Origin of the sequence: Nocardioides sp. Soil796 (assembly GCF_001429525.1) — a bacterium.
Lineage (GTDB): Bacteria > Actinomycetota > Actinomycetes > Propionibacteriales > Nocardioidaceae > Nocardioides.
This window is the reverse complement of sequence record NZ_LMSQ01000019.1, coordinates 149,296-164,833: the sequence shown is the minus strand read 5'-3', so window position 1 is coordinate 164,833 and position 15,538 is coordinate 149,296. Positions and strand designations below refer to the sequence as shown.

Below are 15,538 nucleotides of genomic sequence, written 5' to 3'. Positions count from 1 at the left end.
ATTGAGTCTGTCACTGCGTCGGCCTTCATTGCCCTGCACCCGCGACGGCCAGGGCCTGGCGTGCCGTGGTGCGGCGTACGGCGACCGCGGCGGAGCACAGCGTGATGGCGACGGCGACGACGGCCAGCACCGGCGGCAACCACAGCTGTCCGTCGGGGACGATGCCCTCGTCGCGGGCGATCGCGAACGGCACGACCGTGGCGAGCGCGGCGACGGCCCCGAGGACGACGCCGACCACCGCGACGATGGCGGCCTCCGCGACCACGGATCCACGCACCTGCTCGGGAGTGGCGCCCAGCAGGCGCAGCCGGGCCAGCTCGCCGCGGCGGTGCGAGACGACGGCCGCGAACGCGTTGACCACCATGATCGCGGCGAACAGCGAGATCATGCCGACCACGACGTTGTTGAGCATGTTGATCGTGTCGGAGTCGGGATTCGACTCGGCCAGGGTGCGGCCGTCGATGCCGACCGCCATCAGGGTGCCGATGCTGGCGGAGGTGAAGACGATCACCGGGGCGAGCACGCCCGCCAGCAGCGGTGCCCGGCGTGAGGTGTTGTACGCCGCGAGGTGGCCGGTGCTTCCCGCGCGACCCACGAGCGGACGGATCAGCGTGGCCGCCCAGCGCAGCAGCAGGGGAGCGATGCAGGCCAGTCCGGCCGCGACCAGGATCGAGCTGGAGCCCGAGGTGGCCATCGCGTCGTACGGGTCGTCGGAGTGGGCGGTGACGGTGATCGTGATGACCGCCATCGTGACGCCGTAGCCGATCAGGAGTACGGCGACGAGCACGCGCCACCAACGCATCTTCTGCGTGCCGGCGTTGCCGTCGGTCAGTGCGATCGTGGCGGCACCGCTGGTCGCCTTGCGTCCGGCGATCGTCGCCGAGACCAGGCTGGTGGCGAGCACGGCGAGCATCGTGATGCCCAGGGAGGCCGGGCCGCCGGCGTAGGCGACGGTGTCGGCGACCATGCCGCCCTCACGGATCATCGTGAAGAGCGCGCGTCCGCCGAGCCAGGCGGCACCGGCGCCGAGGGCCGAAGCGACCAGGGCGACCACGAAGGTCTCGATGCGGATCATCCGCCGGGCCTGGCGCGGCGAGGCGCCGATCGTGCGGAGCAGGGCGATCTCGCCGTCGCGTTGGCGGACCGCGATGCCGAGCGTCGAGGCGAGGGAGAAGAGCACGATGATCGTGCCCCAGCTGCCGACCACGGCGCCCATGATGAAGAGCGTGTCCTGGTCGACCTTGGCCATGTCGGTGAACGATGTCTCGAGCAGGGTCGCGAACGATCCGATCAGCACGGTGCCGAAGAAGATCGACGCGAACGTGGCGGTGAACGCCGTACGTCGGGCGCTGAGCGAGCGCATTGCCAGGCCGATCATGACGCCGCTCCTGCCATCACCAGGTCGTCGAGGTGGGCCATCTGGCTGGCCACCGCGTCGGCGTTGGGTCGGTCCATCCGGCCGGCCACGCGGCCGTCGACGAGGAACACCACGGAGTCGGCGTACGACGCGGCGACGGGGTCGTGGGTGACCATGACGACCGTCTGGCCCAGCTCGTCGACACTGTGCCGCATCAGCTCGAGGATCTCGCGGGCACTCGAGGAGTCGAGGGCACCGGTCGGTTCGTCCGCGAGCAGCACGGCGGGCCGGCTGACCAGGGCACGGGCGATCGCCACGCGCTGCTGCTGGCCGCCGGAGAGCTGGCCGGGGAGGTGGTCACGGCGTTCGGCCAGCCCGACGCGACCGAGCAGGTCACGCACGAGCTGCTTGTCGACCCGACCGCCGGCCAGACGCCGGGGGAGCCCGACGTTCTGCTCGGCGGTCAGGTAGGGCATCAGGTGGAAGTCCTGGAAGACGATGCCGATGCGGTCGCGGCGCAGCTTGGTGCGCTGCGACTCCGACCATTCGGTGACGTCGTCCATGCCGATCAGCACCCGGCCGCCGTCGGGGCGTTCGAGGCCGGCGGCGCAGTTGAGGAACGTGGACTTCCCGGAGCCGGAGGGGCCCATCACGGCGATGAAGCTGCCGGTCGGGATGGTGAGGTCGATGCCGTTGAGGGCGCGGACCGGGTTGGCTGCGTCGCCGTACGAGCGGGTGAGGTCGTGGACGCTGAGGGCGGGTTGGGGGTCGAGTGCTGGCCGGGTGTCGTGGGTCTGTGAGTTCATGCCTCTGACGCTATTTGCGCGGTGGCTCCGGATCGATGGTCGCAAACCGCCAACCGGGGTAGGGAAATCCCTACTCTTCGGTCCTCACCCCGTCGGCCCTACCCTTGGCTCACCGACACCTGGAGGACGCGATGAGGATCTGGCAGTACGCCGGGGCAGTGCTTGCCGTGTCTGTCACGCTGGCCCTCGGCGGGTGTGGCACCGAATCATCCGAGCCCGACGACACCACCGCGGAGGACACCATGAGCTCGACAGATCCCTCGGACTCGGCGTCACAGTCCATGTCCGGATCGGCGTCGTCGTCCGGGCCCGCACTGCCGCAGGTCGCGCAGGACGCGGTCGCGGACCTGGCCGGAATGCTGGGCGTCGACGCGAGCGAGGTCGACGTCGTCCGGGTCGAGCAGGTCACCTGGCGCGACGGCAGCATCGGCTGCGCGGAGCCGGGCTCGATGTACACCCAGGCGCTCGTCGACGGGCAGCGCGTGGTGCTGTCGGCCGGTGGTCGGGAGTACGAGTACCACGCCGGCGGTTCGCGCGACGCCTTCCACTGCGAGAACCCGACCGAGTAGGCGCGGCAAAGCGTTGGTGTTGCCTACTTCTCGGCGTGGGCCGCCTCAGCCTCGTGGGGCTCTTCGGTGGTCGTGGTCGGGTGACGGCGACGGTGCCGCAGCTCGACCCAGAGACCGCGTACGCCGCGCCGCGAGCCGGCCACCTCGGTGCCGTCGAGCTCGGTGCCCGGCGTGCGGGCTGCCTCGACCGCGGCACGGGCGATCGGCAGGACGCCCTCGCCGCGCAGCGCCTCGGGGGAGGCCTCCGACTCGGGGATCAGGTCGAGTGCGGCCATCACCGACGGCAGGAGTACGGCGGCGAGCGAGGCGTACCCCTCGGCGGAGGGGTGGAACTGGTCGGGCCCGAAGAGCAGGGCGGGTGCGGCCGCGAACTCCGGACCGAGGATCGAGCCGAGCGAGACGGTGCGGCCGCCGGCCTCGACGACCGCGATCGACTGGGCCGCGGCCAGACGGCGTGACCAGTTGCGGGCGACCTGCTTGAGCGGAGGGTTGATCGGCTTGATGGTGCCCAGGTCGGGACACGTGCCGACCACCACTGCCACGCCGGCGCCGAGCAGTCGGCGTACCGCCTCGGAGAGGAAGGCCACCGACTGCGACGGGCGCACGGTGTGGGTGACGTCGTTGGCGCCGATCAGGATCACCGCGACATCGGGCTCGATCGGCAGCGCCTGCTCGACCTGCGCGGCGAGGTCCTTGGACTGGGCGCCGACGACCGCGAACGAGCGCAGGTAGACGCGGCGGTCCGCGCGGGCGGCCAGGCTGCTGGCCAGGTTGGCGCCCGGGGTCTCGACGACCTGCCCGACGCCGTACCCGGCGGCACTGGAGTCGCCGATCAGCGCCACCTTGAGGGCGGGACCGGGCCGGCCGCGGCCGTACCAGCCGGTGGCGTTCGGCGGAACGCCCTGGGCGTCGCCGATCGCCTTCCTGGCGAGCTTCGCCTCGGCGCGCAGGACGCCGTACAGGCCGGCCCCCAACGCAGAAAGGCCCCCGCCGCCGTACATCGCAGCAGAGGCGAGCTTCTTGGCTGCCGCTGTCTTCCCCACGGCGAGAGTCTAGTTGGGCCTCCTCAACCGGCGGCGGTCGCCGTGGCAGAGCGACCGGCGCTAGCCTGAGCGAGTGGACTACGTGAACTCACTCCTTGACCTCATCGGCAACACCCCGCTGCTGAGGCTTTCCCGCTCGCTGGACCTGGACCCGTCGACCGACGAAGGACCTCTCCTGCTGGCAAAGGTCGAATACCTCAACCCCGGCGGGTCGGTGAAGGACCGCATCGCGACGCGCATGATCGAGGCGGCCGAGGCCTCCGGCGAGCTGAAGCCCGGCGGCACGATCGTCGAGCCGACGTCGGGCAACACCGGTGTCGGGCTGGCGATGGTGGCGCAGGCGAAGGGCTACAAGTGCATCTTCGTCTGCCCCGACAAGGTCAGTGAGGACAAGCGCAACGTGCTCAAGGCGTACGGCGCCGAGGTGGTGGTCTGCCCGACCGCGGTCGCACCGGAGCACCCCGACTCCTACTACAACGTCTCCGACAGGCTGGCCTCGCAGCCGGGGGCGTGGAAGCCCGACCAGTACTCCAACCCGCACAACCCGCGCTCCCACTACGAGACCACCGGCCCCGAGATCTGGAAGCAGACCGAGGGCAGGATCACCCACTTCGTCGCGGGCGTCGGCACCGGAGGCACGATCAGCGGCATCGGCCGCTACCTGAAGGAACAGAACTCGGAGGTGCAGATCGTCGGCGCCGACCCCGCCGGCTCGGTCTACTCCGGCGGCACCGGCCGCCCCTACCTGGTCGAGGGCGTGGGTGAGGACTTCTGGCCCGAGACCTACGACCGCGACATCGCCGACCGCATCATCGAGGTCTCCGACGCCGACTCCTTCGCCTTCACCCGGCGCCTGGCCCGCGAGGAGGCGCTGCTGGTCGGCGGCTCGTCGGGGATGGCCGCCTTCGCCGCCAAGCAGCTGGCCGCCGAGCTGGCCGCCGAAGGCCGCACCGACGCGGTGATCGTCGTACTGCTCCCGGACTCCGGCCGCGGCTACCTGACCAAGGTCTTCAACGACGAGTGGCTCGGGCAGTACGGCTTCGCGTCGGGCTCCGAGGACGCCGACCGCCGTACCGTCGGCGAGGTGCTGCGCGGCAAGTCGGGCCAGCTGCCCGACCTGGTGCACACCCACCCCAACGAGACCATCGCCGAGGCGGTGCACATCCTCCAGGAGTACGGCGTCTCGCAGATGCCCGTGGTGCGCGCCGAGCCGCCGATCGTGGCCGCCGAGGTGGCCGGGTCGGTCTCCGAGCGCACCCTGCTCGACGCGCTCTTCGCCGGCGACGCCAAGCTCACCGACACCGTCGAGCAGCACATGTCGCCGGCCCTGCCGACGATCGGCTCGACCGAGGCCGCACGGGACTCGGTGGCCCTGCTCGAGCACGCCGACGCGCTGCTGGTGCAGGAGGACGGCAAGCCGGTGGGCGTGCTCACCCGGCAGGACCTGCTGGCCTTCCTCGCGAAGGCGTGACCTGACGGCGCGGGTAAGAGGGCTCTCAGGTCCGTCTCATGACTGCTTCACGGTGGCTGTCGAGGATCAAGGCAATTCCTCGACGAAAGGTTCTGTCATGAAGCGCATGCTCACTCTCGCCGCCGTACTCCCGATCGCCCTGTCCGCCTCGTTCGTCTCGCTCACCGCAAGCCCGGCCCAGGCCGGCGACGACCGTGTCTGTCGCGGCTCGATCGGGGCGCGGTACGTCGACGGCAACGTGATCGTGCCCAGGGGTGCGGTCTGCGCGCTCAACGGAACGCGCGTCGACGGCGACGTGAAGGTCTATCGCAACGCCCGCCTGGTCGCCAGCGGGGTCAAGGTCGGCGGCAACATCCAGGCCGGAAATGCCAAGCGCGTGGTGGTCCGGATGCGTGACGGGGTGCGCTCACGTGTCGACGGCAACATCCAGCTCAAGAGCGGTACGTACGGCGGCATCGTCGCCGGAGCCAGGGTCAACGGCGACATCCAGCTGTTCTCCAACCGGGGCCGGTTCACCGTGCGCGGCAACGTCGTCGACGGCAACCTGCAGTGCAAGTCGAACAGTCCGCGCCCCATCGGCGGCAACAACCGGGTCGAGGGGAACAAGGAGAACCAGTGCCGCGGCCTGTGACGTCCGTGCCTTGATCCTCTGACTCCGGCCCATGGCAACCGGCCGCTGGAAGGGACTCGACATCGCGTCGCCCCGGGACGTCCGGGGCGACGCGATGTCCGTTTTGTCATCGGACGATCGGTCAACCGCGGATACCATCCGGGTCATTTGCCGTAGTCGATCTCGTGAACTGGCGAGTACGAGGCGCGCCACGGCGACGCTGCGTGTTCTGCTTCCCCAGCATTCATTCATACCTAATTTTGGGGGAGTACTACTCCATGTCGATTCTCAAGAACCGCGTCATCGCGGTCGTCGCCGGCACCGCCGTTCTCGGCTTCGCGACCACCACGGGCGCCGTCGCCGCCAAGGCCATCACCGGCGCCGACATCAAGAACTTCTCGATCACCTCCGCCGACCTCGCGTCCGGCTCGGTGACCTCGGCCAAGATCCAGAACGGCACGATCTCCGCGACCGACCTCAACGCCGACCTGAAGGCCAAGGTCAACGCCAGCGCCAAGAACGGCACCGACGGCGTTGACGGCAAGGACGGCAAGGACGGCGCTGCGCTGGCCGATTCCTTCGCCGGTGGCGGCACGATCGTTGACCTCGGTGGCTCGTTCAAGACCCGCAAGACCGAGGTCGGAACGATCAACCTGCCCGAGGCCGGCACCTACATGATCAACGCCTTCGGCTTCTTCGACACCGTCGCTGCCGACTCGGTCCGCACCGACGGCACGCACCTGCAGCTGGCCGTCCGCGGTCCGGTCTCCGAGGCCGACGCCTTCGGCCAGGACTTCGGCACCTGCTTCACCTCGGCCTTCCCGGCCGGCGACCGTGAGGCCACCTGCCAGTCGGTGCGCGTCATCACCGTCACCGAGGCCACCGAGCTGACGGTCATCGGCTTCGGCTACAACGACGACCAGAGCTCGACCGGCAGCGGTTCGTTCACCGTGACCGCTGACGTCTCGGCGATCAAGGTCGGCTGACTCCTGCTCGGGTCACGCGCCTGAGTGAAAGACCTGAGTGAACAAAGGGTGGAAGGGCTCATCGAGCCCTTCCACCCTTTTGCCATCCCCCCGGATGTGCCATGCGGTTCAGAGGTGACCAGTGGTCAGAGGTTGCCGTTCGCCGCGCTGAGTGCGGGACAGGTGATGGTCTTGCTCCACACCTGGCTGGTCCAGTTGCCGAGCACCGCGTGCACGGTCAGCGTCCACGTGGTCGCCGCGCCGTCCACGCCCATCGTCGGCGTCGCGACCGTGGCCGACCTCGTCGTCGACGTCATCGTGTAGACCGCGGTGGTGCCCTGGTTGCGGAACACCTGGTAGTGATAGCTCGCGCCGGCGGGGCCCGCGTCGACGAATCCCGTGACCGTGAAGGTGGTGCCCTCGGTCAGGACCGACGAACGGCAGGCCCACTTGCCGGTCACTGCGGTCGGCGCGACCATGCTCGCCGTACCGACCTGGACGGCGGCGCTGCTGCTGCCGGTGAACTTCGCTTCCGCGGCGCCGCTCACCACGAGCAGGCAGGCGGCGACGGCGAGCACGGTGAGTGCGCGGCGTACGAAGTCGGAGGCAGTCATGTTTCCAGTCATCTCGGTGGGTGGCTCGGGTTCAAGTCTGGTGGCGGCACTTCAAGGCCGACGCGCGTCGGGCCTCAAGGTTTCCTCAAGGAATGCTGGCAGGATCGAGGAATGGAACGGACAGCTTTGGTCATCGAGGATGACTCGGACATTCGCGGGCTGATCGAGCACACCCTGACCAGCCAGGGCTTCACCGTCAGCACGGCCGAGGACGGGCCGGCCGGCGTCGAAGCCGCACTCAGCCTCGACCCTGACCTGATCACGCTCGACCTGGGCCTGCCCGGCTTCGACGGGATCGAGGCCTGTCGGCGGATCCGCCAGCACAGTGACGCGTACGTCGTGATGATCTCGGCCCGCCGCGACGAGATCGACAAGTTGATCGGCCTCGAGACGGGTGCCGACGACTTCATGGTCAAGCCGTTCAGCCCGCGCGAGCTGCGGGCCCGGGTCAGTGCGCTGTTCCGGCGTCCGCGCCGTACGACGCAGTCAGGCTCGGCGCAGATCGGTACGGCACAGATCGGTACGGAGCAGGCCGCGCCGGTGGCGCCCGCGACGGAGACGCCCACTGCCGAGCCGGCGGCACAGCCGGACGTCGAGAACGAGGTGCTGCGCCACGGCGTGATCGCGGTCGACGTCGACGCCCGCCAGGTGTGGGTCGACGAGGTGGAGACCGAGCTGACCCGCATCGAGTTCGACCTGCTCACCGAGCTGGTCCGCCGCCCCGGCCGGGTGTGGAGCCGCGAGGCGTTGCTGCGCACGGTCTGGGGCAACGAGTGGGCCAGCGACACCCACCTTGTCGAGGTGCATGTCGGCAACCTGCGCAAGAAGCTCGGGGAGCAGCCGGATCGGCGGTTCATCCGCACGGTGCGGGGAGTCGGATATCGCATGGAGACGCCGGCCTGACCCTCACGCGGCCATGCAGGTCTGCAGGTCGTGGCGGCTTCGGTCGGCCAGTTGCGGAAGTCCCGTGAGCAGGTCGTCCGCGAGCTCCCAGGCGGAGTCGGCGATCGCTTCCTCCAGCAGTGCGGCGGTCTCGGCCAGGTCGACGGCACCGATGCTGGCCGACGACACCTTGAGGCTGAGCACGGCGTCGTTGGCGGTCAGCGCGTCCCGTGCCCGGACCGCGGCGTGGACCCGGTCGATGCGTCGGGGCAACAGGTCGGACCACTGCCCGGCGTACGTCAGCGCGTAGTCGGCGTCGAGGTCCTCGGCGAGCGCGGCCAGGGCCGCGGTGTAGCTCCACTGGTCGGGCTCCAGGATCGTCACGACCACCGGCTGCTCCGTCTGCTCCTGCTGCTCGTCGTCGCGGCTCCAGATCATGCTGAGGCCGACGAGGAGCATGAGGGCGAGTGCGCCCCAGAAGACGTGTCGTTGCACGAAGGGACTGCGCAGGGCACGAATGCCGTTGCCGATCCACGGCACGACGGCCTTCTTCTCCCAGACGGTGTCGCCGTCGAGGGTGGCAACCCACGGGTCGGCGGCGGCGTTGGCGTCGCCCTGCGTGCGGACGGCGATCGTGCCGTCGTCGTTGCCGATCACCTCGATGACCCGGTGCGTCTCGACCCGGTGGTCCTCGACGGGGATGTGGTAGCTGATCACGTCGCCGACCTCGACCTCGTCGGCCGGCTTCGGCAACGAGACCACGACGTCGCCCGGCGTGATGCCGGGGTCCATGCTGCCGGTCAGCATCGTGGCCGTCCGGTAGCCGAAGACGTGCGGGCCCAGGGCGATCAGGCCGAAGACCAACAGGCACCCGACCAGGACCGCGGAGACGGCCAGGCTGAGCAACCGGGTGAGCGCGAGGCGCAGGCGGTGGAGCGTCATGGTCTTCTCCTGTTCGTGGTCTGGTCGAGCCTGGGTCAGCGGGCCTGCGTCACTGGGCCTGGCCGGCGCGCTGGGTCGCGGTGAAGTCGACGTTCACGGCGTTGCTCAGGCCCTGGTAGTCGTTGTTCGCCGTCTGGGGGAGCGAGAGCTGGATGCGCAGGTTCGCGACCCTGGTGGCGCTGTCGAGGTCGGCCAGCGCCTTCGGCAGTGCGACGTCCGTCTGGGTGGCGGCACCCGAGGCGAGCACGACGGTGGTGGTGCCCGAGCAGGTCAGGTCGTTGCTGCCGGCGGCCTTGACCCACGGGGCCGAGCACGCGTCGATCTGCAGCTTGAGGCCGTCGGCGCCGGTCTTGAGCAGGTTGTCGGTGGTCAGACTCGTCTTGAGGGTGACGCTGCCGAAGCTCTCGGAGGTGGCCGAGCGGGTCAACTGGACGGCGCGCTGGGCGTAGTCGGCGGGCACCATGTTGGTGACCGCGATGTCGAGACCGCGGGTGGCCTGGTTGGCCAGGTCGAGCTTCACGGTGCCGGTGCCGACGTTGGTGCTGGCGCTGGTGGTCGAGGTGAACGAACCGTAGGTGCCCAGGCCCGCGACACCGGCCGCGGCGATCACGAGTCCGGCCGAGGCGAGGATCTTGACGGAGTGCTTGCGGCCCGGCTTGGAGATGCTGCGCATGGTGTGTTCCTTCGTGTGAGTGACCAGCCCCGCTGGTCTTTCTTCTGCGACAACCAGAACTCTGGTCGTCGCACCTCAAGCACGGGCTCGGCGTACCTTCAGCGAATCCTCAAGAGATCCGCAAGACTCCACCGGTCTCCGGTCGGTCTAGGGTGGCGTGGTGCCCGAGCCGACGCTGACCGTCATCAGCCTGCTCGTGCTGGCGGCCCTGGCGGCGGGCTTCGTGGACGCGGTCGTCGGCGGCGGGGGACTGATCCAGCTGCCGGCCCTCGTGATCGGGCTGCCGGGGGCCGCGCCGGTGCACATCCTGGCCACCAACAAGCTCGCCTCGATCTGCGGTACGACGGTCAGCTCGGCCACGTTCTACCGCCGGATCAAGCCCGACCCGAAGACGTTCCTGCCGCTGATGCTGGCGGCCTTCGCCGGGGCCATGGGCGGGGCGCTGGTGGCGACGCTGATCCCCAAGTCGGCGTTCAACCCGATCATCCTCGCCGTGCTGATCCTGGTCGGCGCCTACGTGCTGCTCAAGCCGGAGGCCGGGGAGCTGACCGAGCTGCGGTTCTCCGGGCACCGGCACACGATCCTGGCCGCGCTGACCGGCCTGGCGATCGGGTTCTACGACGGTGCGCTCGGGCCGGGCACCGGCTCGTTCTTCGTCTTCACCCTGGTCGGCCTGCTCGGCTACAACTTCCTGGAGGCCTCGGCCAAGGCCAAGCTGGCCAACTGGGCCACGAACCTCGCCTCGCTGGTGATCTTCATTCCGCAGGGTGCGGTGATGTGGAAGATCGGGCTGTTCATGGGGGTGGCGAACCTGGTCGGCGGCTACCTCGGCGCCCGGGTGGCGGTCCACAAGGGTGCCGGGTTCGTGCGGGTCTTCTTCGTGGTCGTGGTCTCCGCGTTCATCGTCAAGATCGGCGGCGACGTCCTCGGCGTGTGGTGACCCGCGGCCTACGATGCCGACATGACCAACGGGGACGAGATCGCCAAGCGACTGGCCGACGCCGAACAGGCCCGCAGTGAGAGGCGCACGCTGCGCGAGCGGCTGACCGGTCTGGAGCAGGACCTCGCCGTGGCGACGCGGGCGGTGGCCGAAGCGCGGGCCCGCCTCGAGGACGAGCGGGCCGACGTCGCGAAGCTCGAGTCGTTCAGCCCGACCCGGATCCTGGCCGGGTTGAAGGGTGAGCGGGTCGAGCGGCTCGAACGTGAGAAGGCCGAGCAGCAGCAGGCCGAGTACGCCACGGCCACCGCCGAGGCACGCGAGTCACAGCTGGAGGCCGAGTGCGCCGACGTGCGACAGCGGCTCCAGGGCCTGGGCGACGTCGAGGAGAACTGGCAACGCGTGCTCGCCGAGAAGGAGGCGTGGATCCCCACCGTCGACCCGCAGGTGGGGGCGTCGCTCGCCGATCTCGCCACCAGGGTCGGCGCCCTGCGCAACGAGGAGCGTGAGCTCGCCGAGGCGGACCAGGCCGGCCAGCAGGCGTTCCGGGCGCTCAACGAGGCCGCCGAGCTGCTGGGATCGGCGCAGTCGTGGTCGACGTACGACACGTTCTTCGGTGGCGGGTTGATCTCCGACCTGCAGAAGCACCAACGGCTCGACGACGCGACCAACCGGCTGCGCGCTGCGGACGGCGCGCTGCGGCGGCTGGCGACCGAGCTGAACGACGTCGGCGTCGCCCCGGTCGGTGACGTCGGCATCTCCGACCTCACGAAGACCTTCGACGTCTGGTTCGACAACTTCTTCAGTGACCTCGCGGTGCGCGACCGGATCGTCGACTCCACCGCCCGGGTGCGTGGCGCCCTTGCCGCGGTCGCGGGAGTCGGCCAGGAGATCGAGCGCCGGCGTGCCGCCGTGACCCAGGGACTCGCCCAGTGCGCCACCGAACGCGAGAGCATGCTGGGTGCCTGACTCCTACCTCACCGTGGCCCGCGACGGGTCGGCCGAGATCGAGGTCAAGCGGTCGCGGTTCCTCTGCACGGTCGAACGGGTGGCCGACGAGTCCGCCGCGCGTGCCGTGGTCGACCGGCTGCGCAAGGAGCACTGGGACGCCCGGCACCACTGCTCGGCGTTCGTCCTCGGGCCGGCCGCCGACGTGCAGCGCTCCTCCGACGACGGGGAGCCGGCCGGTACGGCGGGCGCCCCGATGCTCGACGTGCTCCGCGGGCGCGAGGTCTCCGACGTCGTGGTCGTGGTGACTCGCTGGTTCGGCGGCGTCCTGCTCGGCGCCGGCGGCCTGGTCCGGGCGTACGGCGACGCGGTGCGCGCCGGCCTCGACGCGGTCGGCACGCTGCAGCGCGCGTTGGTCGTGGAGCACTCGCTGGTCGTCGAGCACGCTGCCGCCGGTCGACTCGAGACCGAGCTGCGGGCCCGTGGCATCACGGTGCTCGACGTCGCGTACGGCGCTTCGGTGACGCTGCTGCTCGGCGTACCTGCCGGCTCATCGGACGCGTTCGTCCCGCTGGTCGCCGAGCTGACCGGTGGAGCCTCGGAGCCCGTCGAGGTCGGCTCGCGCTGGGTCGATTCGTTGGTCGAGCAGTGAGCGCGGGCGAGTTTTCTCGGTGGTCGAGTAGTGAGCGCCAGCGAGCGTATCGAGACCTGGGTGGGTGTGGTCTCGATACACCGCCTCGTTCCTCGGCGGCACTCGACCACCGAGGGGGGCGTTCCTCGGCGGCACTCGACCACCGAGGGGGATCCTCGGCGGCACTCGACCACCGAGAGGGTCAGACGGCGGTGAGGTAGAACCAACGACCTGCGCGGCGCTCGAAGGTGCTGCGTTCGTGGAGCACGTCGACCCCTGAGGGCGTGGTGAAGTGCGCCCGGAACTCGACGATGCCCGAGTCGTCGTCGGGGCCACCGGCCACGACGTCGACGATCTCGAGGCCGGTCCATGTGGTGCCGGGCTGCGGCTTGGGGTCGGCCGGACGCGTCCGCGGATGCCAGGTGCGGAAGACGTAGTCGAGGTCGTCGACGGCGTACGCCGCGTAGCGCGAGCGCATCAACTCCTCGGCGGTCGAGGCCTGCTCCGCACCGCGGTGGAAACGCCCGCAGCACGCGTCGTACAACGCACCGGAGCCGCAGGGACACGCATCGACACCGAACATGCTCGTACGGTAGCCGCATGGACTCACCGTTGTGGATCTCAGCGTTCCTCGACCTGCCAGGGTCGTCCTTCGAACGAGGCGTGATGTTCTGGAGCGAGGTGGCCGGCTGCCGCGTCTCCGCCCCGCGTGGCGCGCGCCGCGAGTTCGCCACGCTGGTGCCGCCGACCGGCGAGCCGTACCTCAAGGTGCAGCGGCTCGACGAGGGTGCGCCCGGGCTGCACCTCGACCTCCACGTCGGCGACCCGGAGGCGGCCGCGGCAGAGGCGGTGTCCCTCGGTGCGACCGTGGTGGCGGACCGGATCCTGCCCGAGGGCTACCTGGTGCTGAGCTCGCCGGGTGGCTTCGTCTTCTGCTTCGTGGAGCACGGAACTCACGACGGGTCGACCAGAACTCACGACAGGTCGCGCGGGACTGGCGACAGGCCGAGCGGGACTGGCGACAGGTCGAGCGCGGTCGACCAAGTCTGTCTCGACATCCCGTCGCGAGGCCATGACCAGGAGTGCGCGTTCTGGGCGGCAGTCACCGGTTGGGCCCACGTGCCGTCGCCGGGACATGACGAGTTCTCCGCGCTGGAGCGCCCGCTGGGCTCACCACTGCGGCTGCTGCTCCAGCGGCTGGGTGAGAGCTCCGGTCCGGTGCGGGCCCACTTCGACCTGGCCGCCGAGGACCGGGCAGCGGAGGTACGCCGCCACGCGCAGCTCGGCGGCCAGCTGGAGCGGGAAGAGTCGGAGTGGACCGTGATGCGCGACCCCGCCGGGTCGGCGTACTGCATCACCGATCGCCGACCGAACCTCGGTGGTTGAGGATCCAGCGCAACCGCCCAGCCGAAAAGCGCTGTCCCGGCCCGAGCGAGCGACGCTACGGTGAGCCGCATGACAGCCACTGAACGTCTGGATCCGCCCCTGGCCGCCGACGAAGCCACCATGGTGCGCGCCTACCTCGACTACCACCGCGACACCCTGCGTGCGAAGACCGCCGGCCTGAACAGCGAACAGCTCAACCAGACGCTGGCGCCGTCGACGATGACGCTCGGCGGCATGCTCAAGCACCTCGCGCTGTGCGAGGACAGCTGGTTCTCCGGGCGACTGCTCGGCAACGAGGACGCCGACTACTGGCAGGGCGTCGACTGGGAGGCCGACGTCGACTGGGACTGGCACAGTGCCGTCGACGACACCCCCGAGCAGATCCGCACGCTCTTCGACGACGCGATCGCCGCCTCGAACGCGATCCTCGACCGGGTGATCCCCGAGCACGGTCTCGACCTGCTGTCGGTGCGCCTCGACCGGAGGACCGGCGAGAAGTTCAGCCTGCGTTGGATCCTGCTGCACATGGTCGAGGAGTACGCACGACACAACGGCCACGCCGACCTGCTCCGGGAGTCGATCGACGGAGCCACCGGCGAGTGAGGACGGCGGTCAGCGGCTCAGGTCGACTCGTGGATGCACAGCACGTTGCCGTCCGGGTCCTTGAACCAGGCGGCCTTCTCGGCTCCCATCACGCAGATGTGGTCGACGGTCTTCAGGTCGGGCAGGTCGTAGTCCTCGAAGACCACGCCGCGCTCGGCGAGCCCGGTGACCTCCGACTCGATCCCGTGGACCTCCCAACTCATCGCGGTGCTCTCCGACTGCGTTCCGGCCGGACGCGGCAGCAGCACCAGCTCGGATCCGCCGCCGAGCGTGAACCGCGGTGCGCCCTCCGAGGTCATCCCTTCGTAGGGCAGCCCGAGGGTCTCTCCGTAGAACTTCTGCGCACGGTCGGGGTCCGTGATGGGCAGCATCACGGCGACAGCGCTCTTTGCCAGGGCCATGGGGCACCTCCTCCTGATGTCCCCATGATTCCGCGGCCGACGAGACGGCACATCCCCAATCCGGGTTGGCCCCGGGCACGGAGCCGACGATGATCCGCCCCGCAACCGTCGCCGACTGGCCGCAGATCTGGCCGGTCTTCGACGAGATCGTCCGGGCCGGCGAGACCTACGCCTACCCGACCGACCTCACCTCCGAGCAGGCTCAGGCGCTCTGGCTCGAATCGGAGCCCGGCCACACCGTCGTGCTCGAGGAGTCCGGCACGATCCTCGGCACCGCGAAGATGGGCCCCAACCGGCCGTCGTACGGAGCCCACATCGGCACCGCCAGCTTCATGGTCTCGCCGCGGGCCCGCGGCAAGGGCGTCGGGCGCCGGCTGGGGGAGTACGTCGTGCAGTGGCACCGCGACCAAGGCTTCCGAGGCATCCAGTTCAACGCGGTGGTCGAGACCAACACCGCGGCGGTCGGGCTGTGGCAGGCGCTCGGCTTCGAGATCATCGGCACCGTGCCGGGCGCGTTCCACTCGAAGGCGCACGGCTACGTCGGCCTGCACGTGATGTACCTCGACCTGGTGTGATCCGACCCATGCTCGCCGTCCTGGGCGCGGGACAACCCAACGGCTGCTCGGTCTGGTGGGTCGATTGGCCTCATCTACCAAGAGCAGAAGGAGCCGATCGGCCCGGCAGACCTAGTGCCCGGACG

The 15,538-nt window shown here is 69.9% G+C and carries 19 protein-coding genes; 11 read left to right on the top strand and 8 right to left on the bottom strand.

Features of this window, described 5'->3' with window-relative positions:
• Positions 1 to 25: 25 nt before the first annotated feature.
• Together ASH02_RS18060 and ASH02_RS18055 are read right to left on the bottom strand one after the other, a co-directional pair.
• Entirely contained in the window at positions 26 to 1,378 is a 1,353-nt protein-coding gene (locus tag ASH02_RS18060) for an ABC transporter permease (RefSeq protein WP_057295194.1), read from the bottom strand.
• Positions 1,375 to 2,163 carry an ABC transporter ATP-binding protein gene (locus ASH02_RS18055; protein ID WP_082620933.1) on the bottom strand — a complete coding sequence of 263 codons (789 nt, stop codon included), beginning with the start codon at positions 2,161 to 2,163 and terminating at the stop codon, positions 1,375 to 1,377. Before ASH02_RS18055 ends, ASH02_RS18060 begins: the two co-directional genes overlap by 4 nt.
• A 131-nt stretch (positions 2,164 to 2,294) precedes the next feature.
• Here ASH02_RS18055 and ASH02_RS18050 point away from each other — a divergent pair, with 131 nt between their 5' ends.
• Entirely contained in the window at positions 2,295 to 2,732 is a 438-nt protein-coding gene (locus ASH02_RS18050) for a hypothetical protein (RefSeq protein ID WP_057295193.1), read from the top strand.
• Positions 2,733 to 2,755: 23 nt separating this feature from the next.
• Here ASH02_RS18050 and ASH02_RS18045 read toward each other — a convergent pair whose 3' ends face one another.
• On the bottom strand, positions 2,756 to 3,775 hold the full coding sequence (locus ASH02_RS18045; protein WP_056892092.1) for an SGNH/GDSL hydrolase family protein: 1,020 nt from the start codon (positions 3,773 to 3,775) through the stop codon (positions 2,756 to 2,758).
• A 73-nt stretch (positions 3,776 to 3,848) separates the two neighbouring features.
• Here ASH02_RS18045 and ASH02_RS18040 point away from each other — a divergent pair, with 73 nt between their 5' ends.
• The 3 genes from ASH02_RS18040 to ASH02_RS18030 all read left to right on the top strand — a co-directional run bounded on the left by ASH02_RS18040 (position 3,849) and on the right by ASH02_RS18030 (position 6,842).
• Positions 3,849 to 5,246, top strand: a complete 1,398-nt coding sequence (locus ASH02_RS18040) for a cystathionine beta-synthase (RefSeq protein WP_056678913.1) — start codon at positions 3,849 to 3,851, stop codon at positions 5,244 to 5,246.
• A gap of 97 nt (positions 5,247 to 5,343) precedes the next feature.
• On the top strand, positions 5,344 to 5,877 hold the full coding sequence (locus ASH02_RS18035; protein ID WP_056678910.1) for a hypothetical protein: 534 nt from the start codon (positions 5,344 to 5,346) through the stop codon (positions 5,875 to 5,877).
• Positions 5,878 to 6,134: 257 nt separating this feature from the next.
• Positions 6,135 to 6,842, top strand: a complete 708-nt coding sequence (locus ASH02_RS18030; RefSeq protein WP_057295192.1) for a hypothetical protein — start codon at positions 6,135 to 6,137, stop codon at positions 6,840 to 6,842.
• A gap of 125 nt (positions 6,843 to 6,967) precedes the next feature.
• Here ASH02_RS18030 and ASH02_RS18025 read toward each other — a convergent pair whose 3' ends face one another.
• Positions 6,968 to 7,435 (bottom strand): hypothetical protein, encoded by a 468-nt coding sequence (locus tag ASH02_RS18025; RefSeq protein ID WP_056892094.1) that lies wholly within the window; start codon positions 7,433 to 7,435, stop codon positions 6,968 to 6,970.
• A 111-nt stretch (positions 7,436 to 7,546) separates the two neighbouring features.
• Here ASH02_RS18025 and ASH02_RS18020 point away from each other — a divergent pair, with 111 nt between their 5' ends.
• Positions 7,547 to 8,338 carry a response regulator transcription factor gene (locus ASH02_RS18020; protein ID WP_056892095.1) on the top strand — a complete coding sequence of 264 codons (792 nt, stop codon included), beginning with the start codon at positions 7,547 to 7,549 and terminating at the stop codon, positions 8,336 to 8,338.
• A 3-nt stretch (positions 8,339 to 8,341) separates the two neighbouring features.
• On the opposite strand, the gene ASH02_RS25735 is transcribed toward ASH02_RS18020, so the two are convergent.
• Both ASH02_RS25735 and ASH02_RS18010 read right to left on the bottom strand, forming a co-directional pair.
• Complete coding sequence (locus tag ASH02_RS25735; RefSeq protein ID WP_082599642.1) at positions 8,342 to 9,259, bottom strand: signal peptidase I; 918 nt, start codon at positions 9,257 to 9,259, stop codon at positions 8,342 to 8,344.
• 49 nt (positions 9,260 to 9,308) lie between these two features.
• Positions 9,309 to 9,932, bottom strand: a complete 624-nt coding sequence (locus ASH02_RS18010; protein ID WP_056892096.1) for a TasA family protein — start codon at positions 9,930 to 9,932, stop codon at positions 9,309 to 9,311.
• A 160-nt stretch (positions 9,933 to 10,092) separates the two neighbouring features.
• On the opposite strand from ASH02_RS18010, the gene ASH02_RS18005 reads away from it, so the two are divergent.
• From ASH02_RS18005 to ASH02_RS17995, 3 genes are read left to right on the top strand one after another with little or no spacing between them, the layout of a single operon-like run.
• Positions 10,093 to 10,872, top strand: a complete 780-nt coding sequence (locus ASH02_RS18005) for a sulfite exporter TauE/SafE family protein (RefSeq protein WP_056679509.1) — start codon at positions 10,093 to 10,095, stop codon at positions 10,870 to 10,872.
• Between the two features lie 21 nt (positions 10,873 to 10,893).
• Complete coding sequence (locus ASH02_RS18000) at positions 10,894 to 11,838, top strand: hypothetical protein (RefSeq protein ID WP_056678895.1); 945 nt, start codon at positions 10,894 to 10,896, stop codon at positions 11,836 to 11,838.
• Positions 11,831 to 12,469, top strand: a complete 639-nt coding sequence (locus tag ASH02_RS17995; RefSeq protein WP_056678892.1) for a YigZ family protein — start codon at positions 11,831 to 11,833, stop codon at positions 12,467 to 12,469. The genes ASH02_RS18000 and ASH02_RS17995 overlap by 8 nt, the downstream gene beginning before the upstream one ends.
• Positions 12,470 to 12,650: 181 nt before the next feature.
• Here the strand turns inward: ASH02_RS17995 and ASH02_RS17990 are convergent, their stop codons facing one another.
• Positions 12,651 to 13,031 carry a YchJ family protein gene (locus tag ASH02_RS17990; RefSeq protein WP_056678888.1) on the bottom strand — a complete coding sequence of 127 codons (381 nt, stop codon included), beginning with the start codon at positions 13,029 to 13,031 and terminating at the stop codon, positions 12,651 to 12,653.
• 17 nt (positions 13,032 to 13,048) lie between these two features.
• Between ASH02_RS17990 and ASH02_RS17985 the strand changes: the two genes are divergently transcribed.
• Together ASH02_RS17985 and ASH02_RS17980 are read left to right on the top strand one after the other, a co-directional pair.
• Complete coding sequence (locus ASH02_RS17985) at positions 13,049 to 13,834, top strand: VOC family protein (protein WP_056678886.1); 786 nt, start codon at positions 13,049 to 13,051, stop codon at positions 13,832 to 13,834.
• A gap of 69 nt (positions 13,835 to 13,903) precedes the next feature.
• Complete coding sequence (locus tag ASH02_RS17980) at positions 13,904 to 14,437, top strand: DinB family protein (RefSeq protein WP_056678883.1); 534 nt, start codon at positions 13,904 to 13,906, stop codon at positions 14,435 to 14,437.
• Positions 14,438 to 14,454: 17 nt separating this feature from the next.
• On the opposite strand, the gene ASH02_RS17975 is transcribed toward ASH02_RS17980, so the two are convergent.
• The gene (locus ASH02_RS17975) at positions 14,455 to 14,838 is read right to left on the bottom strand and encodes a VOC family protein (protein ID WP_056678880.1); all 384 of its coding nucleotides are present in this window, start codon (positions 14,836 to 14,838) and stop codon (positions 14,455 to 14,457) included.
• Positions 14,839 to 14,927: 89 nt separating this feature from the next.
• Here ASH02_RS17975 and ASH02_RS17970 point away from each other — a divergent pair, with 89 nt between their 5' ends.
• Positions 14,928 to 15,413, top strand: coding sequence for a GNAT family N-acetyltransferase (locus ASH02_RS17970; protein ID WP_056679506.1), 486 nt, complete (start codon positions 14,928 to 14,930; stop codon positions 15,411 to 15,413).
• The last annotated feature ends 125 nt before the right edge of the window (positions 15,414 to 15,538 follow it).